The organism is Serratia sp. HNCC26DJ244 (assembly GCF_057180565.1).
Genome location: NZ_JBXUGO010000005.1, coordinates 223,849 through 235,677, shown reverse-complemented (window position 1 = coordinate 235,677; position 11,829 = coordinate 223,849). Strand labels below are relative to the sequence as shown.

General features: G+C 52.5%; 9 protein-coding genes and 1 riboswitch. Of the genes, 6 read left to right on the top strand and 3 right to left on the bottom strand.

Going from position 1 to position 11,829, the window contains the following annotated elements:
* Positions 1 to 8: 8 nt before the first annotated feature.
* On the bottom strand, positions 9 to 1,244 hold the full coding sequence (locus tag AC2A06_RS06630) for a multifunctional CCA addition/repair protein (RefSeq protein WP_484379768.1): 1,236 nt from the start codon (positions 1,242 to 1,244) through the stop codon (positions 9 to 11).
* A 167-nt stretch (positions 1,245 to 1,411) separates the two neighbouring features.
* Complete coding sequence (locus AC2A06_RS06625; protein WP_023490362.1) at positions 1,412 to 2,029, bottom strand: TIGR04211 family SH3 domain-containing protein; 618 nt, start codon at positions 2,027 to 2,029, stop codon at positions 1,412 to 1,414.
* A 230-nt stretch (positions 2,030 to 2,259) separates the two neighbouring features.
* Here AC2A06_RS06625 and AC2A06_RS06620 point away from each other — a divergent pair, with 230 nt between their 5' ends.
* The 4 genes from AC2A06_RS06620 (at position 2,260) to yjeH (ending at position 9,345) form a co-directional block, all read left to right on the top strand.
* Positions 2,260 to 3,555 (top strand): CYTH and CHAD domain-containing protein, encoded by a 1,296-nt coding sequence (locus tag AC2A06_RS06620; RefSeq protein WP_484379767.1) that lies wholly within the window; start codon positions 2,260 to 2,262, stop codon positions 3,553 to 3,555.
* A 59-nt stretch (positions 3,556 to 3,614) separates the two neighbouring features.
* Positions 3,615 to 6,452: a bifunctional [glutamate--ammonia ligase]-adenylyl-L-tyrosine phosphorylase/[glutamate--ammonia-ligase] adenylyltransferase gene (gene glnE, locus AC2A06_RS06615; RefSeq protein WP_484379766.1), complete on the top strand. Its 2,838-nt coding sequence runs from the start codon at positions 3,615 to 3,617 to the stop codon at positions 6,450 to 6,452.
* 145 nt (positions 6,453 to 6,597) lie between these two features.
* Positions 6,598 to 8,031, top strand: coding sequence for a bifunctional D-glycero-beta-D-manno-heptose-7-phosphate kinase/D-glycero-beta-D-manno-heptose 1-phosphate adenylyltransferase HldE (hldE, locus tag AC2A06_RS06610; protein WP_484379765.1), 1,434 nt, complete (start codon positions 6,598 to 6,600; stop codon positions 8,029 to 8,031).
* Between the two features lie 60 nt (positions 8,032 to 8,091).
* Positions 8,092 to 9,345, top strand: coding sequence for an L-methionine/branched-chain amino acid transporter (gene yjeH / locus AC2A06_RS06605; protein WP_484379764.1), 1,254 nt, complete (start codon positions 8,092 to 8,094; stop codon positions 9,343 to 9,345).
* An 89-nt stretch (positions 9,346 to 9,434) separates the two neighbouring features.
* Here the strand turns inward: yjeH and ubiK are convergent, their stop codons facing one another.
* Positions 9,435 to 9,707, bottom strand: a complete 273-nt coding sequence (ubiK, locus tag AC2A06_RS06600) for a ubiquinone biosynthesis accessory factor UbiK (RefSeq protein ID WP_473196753.1) — start codon at positions 9,705 to 9,707, stop codon at positions 9,435 to 9,437.
* Positions 9,708 to 9,836: 129 nt separating this feature from the next.
* Positions 9,837 to 9,998: riboswitch (FMN riboswitch) on the top strand.
* Positions 9,999 to 10,109: 111 nt separating this feature from the next.
* Between ubiK and ribB the strand changes: the two genes are divergently transcribed.
* Positions 10,110 to 10,766 (top strand): 3,4-dihydroxy-2-butanone-4-phosphate synthase, encoded by a 657-nt coding sequence (gene ribB / locus AC2A06_RS06595; protein ID WP_484379763.1) that lies wholly within the window; start codon positions 10,110 to 10,112, stop codon positions 10,764 to 10,766.
* A 160-nt stretch (positions 10,767 to 10,926) separates the two neighbouring features.
* Complete coding sequence (gene ygiD, locus AC2A06_RS06590; RefSeq protein WP_484379762.1) at positions 10,927 to 11,709, top strand: 4,5-DOPA-extradiol-dioxygenase; 783 nt, start codon at positions 10,927 to 10,929, stop codon at positions 11,707 to 11,709.
* Positions 11,710 to 11,829 lie beyond the last annotated feature (120 nt).

Below are 11,829 nucleotides of genomic sequence, written 5' to 3'. Positions count from 1 at the left end.
CGTGATGATTACGCTGAAGGGGCTTGCTCTTTCTTCCATTCTGCCAGTGCTTGCTGGCGGCGGCGGCGCACTTCATCGCGGATTGCCAGCCCTTGCAGGCCACTGGCTACCACCTCTTTCACCGAAATGCTGTTGGCGACCAGATAGGCTTGGCGCAAGTAGTCACCTTGCGGGTAAGGTGAGTTTTCAAACCCGGTGCGCCCTCGGGCATCGGCTTCGCTGGAGAGGATCATCTGTTCCAGACGTTGTGGTTTACGCCACACATCAATGTTATCAAACAACTTGAGCAATGTTTCCGGGCGTAGCTTGTCAACGGTGTGGATCAGGTCATGATATTCCGCCACCAGTTTGGCCAGTTCACGCAGTGGGTTCGGCACGCGTAACCGTTGGCAGAGTTGTTCCACCAACCTGACCCCCACCGGGCCATGACCGTAGTGACGGGGCCAGAGTTCTTTCGGTGTTAGCCCCTTACCCAAGTCGTGGCACAGAGCGGAGAAACGGATAGCCACTTCAGCGCTGAGTTGGCTGGCTATCGCCAGTGTCATCAACGTATGTACCCCGGTATCGATCTCTGGGTGCCACTTTTCGGGTGCCGGTACGCCAAATAAGGCATCAATTTCTGGGAACAACACCTTTAACGCCCCGCAGTCCCGTAGTACCTGGAAATAAACCTGGGGAGTCTGGCTCTGTAAGGCTTTCTCTGTTTCTTTCCAAACTCGTTCTGCGGTTAAGCTGGATAACTCGCCACTTTCAGCCATGCTACGCATCAGCGCCTGGGTTTCCGCTGCGATGGTAAAGCCCAAAGGGGCAAAGCGGGCAGCAAAGCGGGCTACCCGTAAAACACGTAGCGGATCTTCTGCAAAGGCATGGGAAACATGGCGTAAAATGCGGGCATTAAGGTCAGCTTGACCATGATAGGGATCGACCAAATTCCCGTTGTCTTCCTGTGCCATGGCATTGATGGTGAGATCACGGCGCATCAAGTCTGCTTCAAGGGTGACATCCGGGGCCGCGTAGCAGTTAAAACCGGTATACCCCTGACCCGATTTACGCTCGGTACGTGCCAGTGCGTACTCTTCATGGGTTTTCGGGTTGAGAAATACCGGGAAGTCTTTACCCACAGGCTGATAACCGAGCGCGAGCAGTTCATCGGGTGTGGCACCCACCACCACCCAGTCCCGATCAACTACCGGCAGATTAAGCAGGGTGTCGCGTACAGCGCCGCCGACCAGGTAAGTCTTCACGGTTTAGCTCCTGAATATTGTGGGTACAGCGGTTATCAGGGCAAACCGACCGATGGGCTGTTGGCAACATCGGTCATTAGTATGCCCATGGTCGGTTTTGGCTCGGGTATCTTGAGCTTAAGAACCTTGTCAACAACCACAGATATTTGAACCGCAGGTAACGGTTATTAGTTCATCCAGCGGCTGTTTTTACGGCGTGGCACCAGGCGAGGCAGCAGTAGGCCAATCAGTAACCCCATACCCGCGACGCCACCACCGTACATAAACCACTGCAGAATAATGGTCCGTTGTTTGTCGTCAAGCTGCAGGTTAACCGCATCTACCTTTTTCTGCGCTACAATCAACTGATTCTTTAGATTCTGGTTTTCTTGGCGCAAACTATTGATGGTGCTGTCGCTGGTGGCGACTTTCTGCTGCATGTCGGCGGTACGTTGGTTCCAGCTGTTATCAATGTTGGCTAATTTATCGGTCAGGTCTTTCACCTGCTGTTCTAACAGTGGCACTTGCGTGCGCAGGCTGGGTGTTTGACTCAGTTGACTTAGTGGGATCCAGACCGTGCGCCCTTTGGCATCACGGATCTGCCCGTAACTGTTACTGTCATTGACGTTCAATAGCGTGACTTCTTCGCCGGCATTAAGTGTGCCGACAACACGAAATTGGTTACCTGGGCCGCTAAGGACATAGGTGTTTAATTCATCGGAGATATAGCGTTTATCTTCGGCATGTGCGCACCAAGTGATGCTAAAACTGAATATGGTAAGTCCAATCAGGCGTAATTTCGGCATAGTTTGATCGTTTCTGTGTGGATTTATGGAAAGATAGTAGAGTGTTAAATCTGATGGTGCAACGGCAAAACCGGAATGAAAGCTATCTTTCCGGGGGAGATCTCATCCTCAGCTTGATTCAAGTTGCAGAATACCCGCAAACTTGCGGATGATTTGACAGGGTAAGCAGAGCGGAATGTGAGTGGTTGGTGTCTTTATATAACTGGCATGATTTAGAGTATAAAAACAAAATGAGTGTTGAAATAGAACTGAAGTTTATTGTTTCCCCCACTGCGGTCGATACGCTTTCCGAGCGATTTGCGGCCTGGCCTAATGAGCATGTGGCACCGCAGCAGCTAACCAATATTTATTATGAAACTGCCGATAACTTTATGCGCAACCATGATATGGGTTTGCGTATTCGTGGTTGTGATGGCAAATACGAGATGACCCTTAAAACCGCCGGTTCGGTGATTGGGGGGCTGCATCAGCGGCCAGAATATAATGTTGCCATCGCTAAACCCACGCTGGGCTTGAAAAAATTCCCTGCGGATATCTGGCCAGAGGGTTGCAAGTTGCTGCCGTTGCAAAAGGCGTTGCAGCCGCTGTTTCGCACTGATTTTGTGCGTGAGAAGTGGGTGGTTACTTACGGTAACAGCGAGGTCGAGATTGGCTTTGACCAAGGCGAGGTACGTGCAGGTGAAGACAGTGAAGCCATATGCGAACTGGAGCTGGAGCTGAAAAGCGGCGAAACGGCGGATTTACTGGCTTTGGCGGCAAAATTGGCTGAACAAGGTGGTTTGCGGCAGGGGAGCCTGAGCAAGGCCGCTCGCGGTTACCACTTGGCGCAAGGTAATGTCCCCCGTGAGCGGCAGCCGCTAAAGGTACTGAAACTGGCGGCTAAATCCACCGTGGAACAGGGAATGGTGGCTGCCTGTGAGCAGGCGTTGAGTCATTGGCAATATCATGAAGAGCTCTGGTTACGTGGTGACCAACAGGCCCGTCACGGGGTGATAGAGGCGATAGCGTTGATTCGCCAGACGCTGGTGTTGTTTGGTGGTCTGGTACCTCGTAAAGCCAGTACGGATTTACGCGCCTGTTTGACGGCACTGGAGCCGTTGCTGGAGGCAAAAACCACCGAGCCTCAGGTGTTGTGTTACAGCCCAGAGTACCTGCAAGGTAAGTTGGTACTTACGTCGTGGTTAGTGACCGCTGCATGGCGACCCTTTATTGATAGTAAAGCACAGGTCAAGCTGGGCGGTTCCTTCAAACGTTTCTGCGATATTATGTTGGCGCGCTGTGTGGCGGAGTTGAAAGCGGCTTTCGCGCAGAGACTGAGCGAAGATGATTACCAAGAGCAATTGCCACGTTTGACCCGGCAGGTACTGTCGTTGCTATTACTGTCTGGCGCTTATCCTGATAGCGAAACCGAACCCTATATTGCGGGTTGGCGTGAGTTGCAATCTGCTGTCGCCGAGAATCGCCAGGGCTGGTATGAATCTTGTCGTAAACAGGCGCTTTCCCATGCGTCGTTTTGGTTAAGTTAAAGGGTCTATACCCAAGTTTATTAATCATGGCTGGCAGGCCACAGCACAGGTCCATCACTATGTTGCCACTCTCTGCTGCATTAAAGCGCCAGGCACAGAATATTGTGCAGCGTTTTCAGGAAACGTTGGGTGCCGAAATGGTGCTCAGTAACACCGAACAGGCTGTTCTGGTGTCGAGCGATTTTGTCAGTGACATGTTGCTTCACCACCCGGAATGGTTAGAGACGCTGCGCAAGCAACCGCCAGTGGCGGATGAGTGGCAGCATTATGCCGCCTGGTTGCAGGACACACTTGAAGATGTGCGTGACGAAGGGCAGTTAATGCAGGTATTGCGCCTGTTCCGCCGTGAAAGCCTGGTGCGCATTGCCTGGGCGCAGGCCCTACAGTTGTGTTCAACGCAAGATACACTGCAGCAGTTGAGCGCCTTGGCGGAAACGCTGATCGTCAGCGCCCGTGACTGGCTATATCAAACCTGCTGTTGCGAATGGGGGACCCCTTGTAATGCCCAGGGCGAACCCCAGCCATTGCTGATCCTGGGGATGGGCAAACTGGGCGGTGGGGAACTGAATTTTTCTTCTGATATCGATCTGATTTTCGCCTATCCGGAAAATGGTCACACTCAGGGCGGGCGGCGTGAGTTGGATAATGCCCAGTTCTTTACCCGTTTGGGGCAACGGGTGATCAAGGTGCTGGATCAGCAAACTATTGATGGTTTTGTCTATCGTGTCGACATGCGCCTGCGGCCCTTTGGTGATAGCGGGCCCTTGGTGATGAGCTTTGCCGCGCTGGAGGATTATTACCAAGAGCAGGGGCGGGATTGGGAACGTTATGCCATGGTGAAGGCGCGCTTGATGGGCGGGGCGGAAGACCCTTACAGTCAGGAACTGCGTAACCTGTTGCGGCCCTTTGTGTTCCGTCGCTATATCGATTTCAGTGTGATCCAGTCGCTGCGTAATATGAAGAGCATGATCGCCCGTGAAGTGCGGCGGCGGGGGTTGAAAGACAATATCAAGCTGGGTGCCGGCGGTATTCGCGAAATTGAGTTTATTACCCAGGTATTCCAATTGATCCGCGGTGGGCGTGAGCCGGATTTACAAGGGAGTTCGCTGTTACCCACATTGCAAGCCGTGGGGGCGTTAGGGCTGCTGGCTGAGCAACAGGTTGCTTCACTCAGTGAGAGCTATCTATTGCTACGGCGCTTGGAGAACCTGCTTCAGGCGATTGGTGATCAACAAACGCAAACCTTGCCGCAGGATGAGCTGGATCAGGCTCGCTTGGCTTGGGGGATGGGGCAAGCGGATTGGCAAGCGCTGGTCACCCTGCTGGATAACCATATGCAGCAAGTGCGAGCAGTGTTTGATGAGCTGATTGGCGACGACAGCCCGGATGTGGGTGAAGATCCCAACTATCAGCATTTCCATAGCCTCTGGCAGGATGCGCTGGATGAGAACGAACTGGCCCCTTTGACGCCCCATCTGAATCCAGAGTCGCGCAAGCAGATGCTGCATACCATTGCCAGCTTCCGTCATGATGTAGACAAGCGGACTATCGGTCCACGTGGGCGAGATGTGTTGGATCAATTGATGCCACGCCTATTGGCTGAAGTGTGCCCACGTCATGATGTGACCACGGTGTTGGTGCGCTTGAGTCAATTACTGCTGAGCATTGTTACCCGCACCACCTATCTTGAGCTGCTGATGGAAAACCATGCGGCCCTTAGCCACCTGATTCGTCTTTGTGCGGCATCACCGATGGTCACCAGCCAATTGGCACGTTATCCGCTACTGTTGGATGAATTGCTGGATACCTCCACGCTGTATCAACCGGTGGCTCCAGGGGCGTATTGCAGTGAATTGCGCCAATACCGCCTGCGGGTCCCGGAAGATGATGAAGAGCAGCAGTTAGAAGCATTGCGCCAGTTCAAGCAGGCGCAGCAATTGCGTATTGCCGCCGCAGATATTGCTGAAGTTCTGCCAGTGATGAAAGTGAGTGATCACTTAACCTATCTGGCAGAAGCCATCATTGATACGGTGGTGCAGCAGGCCTGGATGGATATGTCTGCCCGTTACGGTCAACCCACCCATTTACATGAGCGTGAGGGGCGCGGGTTCGCGGTTATCGGCTACGGTAAGCTGGGGGGCTGGGAATTGGGCTACAGCTCAGATCTCGATCTGGTCTTTCTGTTGGATTGCCCACCGGAAGTGATGACTGACGGCGAACGTTGTATTGATGGTCGCCAGTTTTATCTGCGCTTAGCACAACGAATCATGCATCTGTTCAGCACCCGTACCTCTTCCGGTATTCTCTACGAGGTGGATGCCCGCCTGCGCCCTTCCGGTGCGGCGGGGATGCTGGTGAGCACGATAGAGGCGTTTGCCGACTACCAGCGTAACGAGGCCTGGACATGGGAACATCAGGCGTTGGTGCGGGCGCGTATTGTCTATGGCGACCCGGCATTGCATCAGCAATTTGACCACATCCGCCACGAGATTCTGTGTAAACCGCGCGAGGTCACCAAACTGCAACAAGAAGTGCGGGAAATGCGGGAAAAGATGCGCCACCATTTAGGGAGTAAGCAGCGTGATCTATTTGATATCAAAGCCGATGAAGGTGGCATCACCGATATTGAATTTATCGCCCAATACCTGGTGTTGCGTTATGCCGGGGGGGAACCGCGTTTAACGCGTTGGTCGGATAATGTGCGGATCTTCGAGCTGATGGCCAATTATAACATCATGCCGGAACAGGAGGCGCAGGCGTTAACCACGGCCTATGTCACCATGCGTGATGAAATTCACCACCTGGCACTGCAAGAACAGTCCAGTAAAGTCAGTCAGACGTTGTTTGCGGCTGAGCGTGATCAGGTATGTGCCAGTTGGCGTAAATGGTTGGGGTAATTTGTCGTCAGTTTTTACGGCTACTTCGGCTTTTATGTTAATATTCGCCAAATTTTTTTTGTACTCATCATATGGCTAGCGGCAGTGAGCGAAGGGGTTCCTGCCGCTTGAATCATGAGAAATATCACTTGTTGGGAGTTATTGGATGAAAGTGACACTGCCAGATTTTCACCGTGCCAGTGTATTGGTGGTGGGTGACGTCATGTTGGATCGCTATTGGCACGGGCCGACCAGCCGTATTTCACCGGAAGCGCCGGTGCCGGTAGTCAAGGTTGAGGCTATCGAGGAGCGTCCAGGTGGTGCAGCGAACGTGGCGATGAATATCGCTTCGCTGGGTGCCAACTCTCGTCTGGTCGGGCTGACGGGGATTGATGACGCCGCACGAGCCCTGAATACCAAACTCAGTGAAGTGAATGTGCGCTGTGATTTTGTGTCGGTGTCTACCCATCCTACGATTACCAAGTTACGGGTACTTTCCCGTAATCAACAGTTGATTCGCCTCGACTTTGAAGAAGGCTTCTCTAACGTTGATCAACAGCCGATCTTTGATCGCATTCAGCACGCATTGCCGCAAATTGGTGCGCTAGTCTTATCGGATTACGCCAAAGGGGCGTTGAGCCAGGTACAAGGGATGATCCAGTTGGCGCGTGCTGCCAAGGTACCGGTATTGATTGACCCTAAGGGCTCCGATTTTGAACGTTATCGCGGGGCCACCTTATTGACGCCAAACCTGTCTGAGTTTGAAGCGGTAGTTGGTCATTGCAAGAGTGAAGCCGAATTGGTTGAGCGGGGCATCAAGCTGGTGGCGGAGTATGAGTTGTCAGCATTGTTAATTACCCGTTCAGAACAAGGGATGACCCTGTTACAACAGGGGCAGGCTCCGCTGCATTTGCCTACCCTGGCGCAAGAAGTGTTCGACGTGACCGGCGCCGGTGATACGGTTATCGGTGTGTTGGCCGCGGCACTGGCCGCAGGCAATACCTTGGAAGATGCCTGTTTCCTGGCTAATGCTGCCGCTGGTGTGGTGGTCGGTAAATTGGGTACCTCCACCGTTTCCCCTATTGAGCTGGAAAATGCCATTCGTGGCCGGGCAAAAACCGGTTTTGGTGTCATGAGCGAAGCTGAACTGAAAAAGACCGTGGCACAGGCGCGCCAACGGGGTGAGAAAGTGGTGATGACCAATGGCATTTTCGATATTCTCCATGCCGGCCATGTCTCTTACCTGGCAAACGCCCGTAAATTGGGTGATCGCCTGATTGTTGCAGTGAATAGTGACGCGTCCACTAAACGCCTGAAAGGGGAAACCCGGCCAATTAATCCGCTGGAAAACCGCATGGTGGTGTTAGCTGCACTGGAAGCTGTCGATTGGGTGGTGTCGTTTGAAGAAGATACCCCGCAGCGTCTTATCGCCGATATTTTGCCTGATCTGTTGGTCAAAGGTGGCGATTATCAACCGCATGAAATTGCCGGTAGTGTTGAAGTCTGGGCTAATGGCGGTGAGGTCAAAGTACTAAACTTTGAGGATGGGTTATCAACGACCAATATCATTAAAGCCATCAAGGATCGCTCCAGTAACTAAGGGCCATTAACTCGGCTACAATTTGTTTGTATGGTGGTTGGGTTTACAAGGCGGTGTACAGTGAGCGGACTAAAGCAAGAACTCAGTTTGTTACAAGGCGTGGGGCTGTTGTCCACTTCACTGTTGGGTACCGGGGTCTTTGCCGTACCCGCCTTGGCTGCACTGGTGGCGGGAAGTGACAGCCTGTGGGCTTGGCCAATATTGTTGATATTGGTCTTTCCGATTGCCATTGCCTTTGCCGCATTGGGGCGCCATTTTCCCAGTGCCGGAGGGGCTGCGCACTTTGTTGGCCTGGCGTTTGGCCCGCGAATGGCCAAAGTCACCGCCTGGCTATTTCTTTCCGTGATCCCGGTGGGGTTGCCTGCGGCCTTGCAGATTGCGGTGGGTTTCTGGCAAGCGGCATTTGGTTGGGGCTCTAATCAATTACTGTTGGTTGAAATCGCCACACTGGTGGTGATTTGGTTACTGGGCCTACGTAGTGCTGGTTCCAGCGCGAATATTCAGACGTTGATCGCTCTTTTGGTGATCGCATTGGTGGTGGCGATCTGGCTGCAAGGGGGGATCACCCCAGCACAGATCGCTTGGCCAGCTATCCACGATATCTCTTCAACTAATATGTTCCACGCACTTGCCGTGATGTTCTGGTGTTTTGTCGGGCTGGAGGCTTTTGCTCATCTGGCGACAGAATTTCGTAACCCGGAACGGGATTTTCCCCGGGCGTTGCTGGTGGGGTTGACGGTCGCGGGGGCGGTCTATTGGGGCTGTACTGTCGCGGTGTTGCATTTCAATGCATATAGTGAGGATCAGGCAGCGGCGGCTTCACTGCCAGGCATTGTGGTGCAGCTCTTTGGCGAACATGCGTTATGGGTTGCCTGCATCATCGGTTATCTGGCTTGCTTTGCCAGCGTGAATATTTATACCCAGAGTTTTGCCCGGCTGGTGTGGTCACAAGCACAACAGAGACCCGCGAGCCCGTTAGCTAAACTCTCCGCTGGGCAGGTTCCCGTTAATGCACTGAATGCGGTGGCAGTCAGTTGCCTGAGCTTTACCTTGCTGATTCATACCCTGGAATTGCCGTTGGATATGTTGTTGGTCTATGCCAATGGGATTTTTGTGCTGATTTATCTGCTGTGTATGCTGGCGGGCTGGCGGATATTACAGGGGCGCTCCCGGCTGATGGCGATTGTCGGCTCGTTACTGTGCTTGCTGTTGCTGGTGATTATTGGCTGGGAAAGCCTGTATGCACTGGGAATGTTCGTGGTTATCTGGCTGGTGATGCCGCGTAAGCTGCCAGCGGTGGTCCGCAAGCAATAAGCAAAAGCCACATTTATTGCGAACCGACAGTTATTGCGAACCCACCTAGAGGGGCTCGCACCTGATAATGATGGCGGAGAAATCCGCTATTACTCTTCGGGTTTGGTGACTACTGCGCTGTGGCGTTGGTTTTCCAACTCAGACAGGCGCTGTTCCAGCAGAGCCAGTTTTTCACGGGTGCGCAGTAATACTTGGGTCTGAATATCAAACTCTTCGCGACTGACTAAATCCAGGCGGGTTAGTTGTGCTTGCAATACCTGGCGGACTTTTTTCTCAACGTCTTCCCCGAATTCACGGACGCCTTTAGGCAGCGATTCTTGTACTTGGCGTGCGATCTGTTCAATTTTTTTCGGGTCAATCATGGTGGTGTTTCCCTTTCTGATATTGGGTGGCTACCGTCTAGTGTAATGCGTGTTGCCTGCCAGATAAACTATTAACCTCTTGCGATGAACTCAGTTGAAAGAGACAGGGGATAGGTTTATAGTTTGTAGGCTTATTCTCAGGGCGGGGTGCAAGTCCCCACCGGCGGTAAATCATCTTTTACGGTGAAAGCCCGCGAGCGCTCAGCCTGTCTCTTTGGAGTGGGTTAGAGGTCAGCAGATCCGGTGTAATTCCGGAGCCGACGGTGATAGTCCGGATGGGAGAGAGTAACGACACCTGCCGGGCCGAAGCCCGCTTGCGTTATTTTTTCGGCTATTGTGATGGCCACTCCTCAAGATCGCCCTGATTCTGGTAATCCATAATATTAATGAGGTTTTTTTACCATGAATCAGACTCTACTTTCAGATTTCGGTACGCCGTTAGAACGCGTTGAACATGCTCTGGAGGCACTGCGTAATGGACGTGGTGTGATGGTGCTTGATGATGAGAATCGTGAAAACGAAGGTGACATGATTTTCGCCGCAGAAACCATGACCGTTGAGCAGATGGCGCTGACCATTCGCCATTGTAGCGGTATTGTGTGCCTCTGTATCCCCGAAGAGCGTCGTCAGCAGCTCGAATTGCCGATGATGGTCAGCAATAACTCCAGCCAATTCCAGACGGCGTTCACCGTGACCATTGAAGCGGCACAAGGTGTCACCACCGGTGTTTCTGCGGCTGATCGCCTGACCACTATCCGTGCGGCGATTGCTGATAATGCCAAACCCAGTGATTTGCATCGCCCTGGTCATGTTTTCCCACTACGTGCGCAACCCGGTGGCGTATTGAGCCGCCGAGGCCATACCGAAGCAACGGTTGACCTGGTTTCCCTGGCAGGGTTTAAACCCGCAGGTGTGCTGTGTGAATTGACCAATGATGACGGCAGCATGGCACGTGCCCCTGAAGTGATCACCTTTGCCAAGCAACATGACATGGTGGTGTTGACCATCGAAGATCTGGTGGCTTACCGTCAGGCACAGGAAAAAAAGTCAGTTAATTGACTGATGAATATAAAAAAGCCGCGATGCGGCTTTTTTATTGGCTAAATACAGTAATTCAAATTTATTGAAAATCTTTATCATACTTATCTGACTTTTTTAATTGCGTGAAGAGCGTAATGTCATCGGCAGACGAATTATTATTCTAAGCTGAGGGTAATTTATGACCACTTCTCGTATGCCCGCTCTTTTTCTTGGCCACGGTAGCCCGATGAACGTGTTGGAAGAAAACCGTTATACGCAGGCATGGCGTGCGCTGGGTGAACAATTGCCAAGGCCCAGGGCGATTGTGGCTATTTCTGCTCACTGGTACCTGCAAATGACCGCAGTCACCGCAATGGCTCAGCCGAAAACCATCCATGACTTTGGTGGTTTTCCTCAGGCATTGTTTGATATCCAATATCCGGCACCCGGCTCGCCTGAACTGGCGGCAGAACTGCAACGTTTACTGGCCCCGGTTAAGGTTATCGCCGATACCAGCGAGTGGGGGCTTGATCATGGTAGCTGGGGAGTTTTAATCAAGATGTATCCACAAGCGGATATTCCGGTGGTGCAATTGAGTATTGATGGGACCCAGCCAGCAGAATATCACTATCAACTAGGCCGTAAGCTGTCAGCCCTTCGTGATCAAGGGGTGATGCTGGTGGCTAGTGGCAATGTGGTACATAACCTGCGTATGCTGAAATGGCAGCAAGATGTCAGCCCCTATCCATGGGCGGAGTCTTTTAACCAATATGTCCGTGACCATCTTGATTATCAGGGTGAACATCATCCGTTGGTGAATTATCACCAGCATGAAGGGGCGATGTTGTCGAACCCAACGCCAGAACATTACCTGCCACTGTTGTACATCCTAGGGAGTTGGGATGGCAAAGAAGCGATGTCGATCCCGGTTGATGGGATCGAAATGGGGGCCCTCAGCATGCTGTCGGTACAGGTCGGTTGATGCTAGTGGCACCATAAATACGGTAGTTGTAACCGGGATCGTGGTTGTCAGGGCTCACATTTGCGTAGATTGTGGTTTCAAATGCGAGCCGTAACAACGATGACGCCACGCCCGAAAACA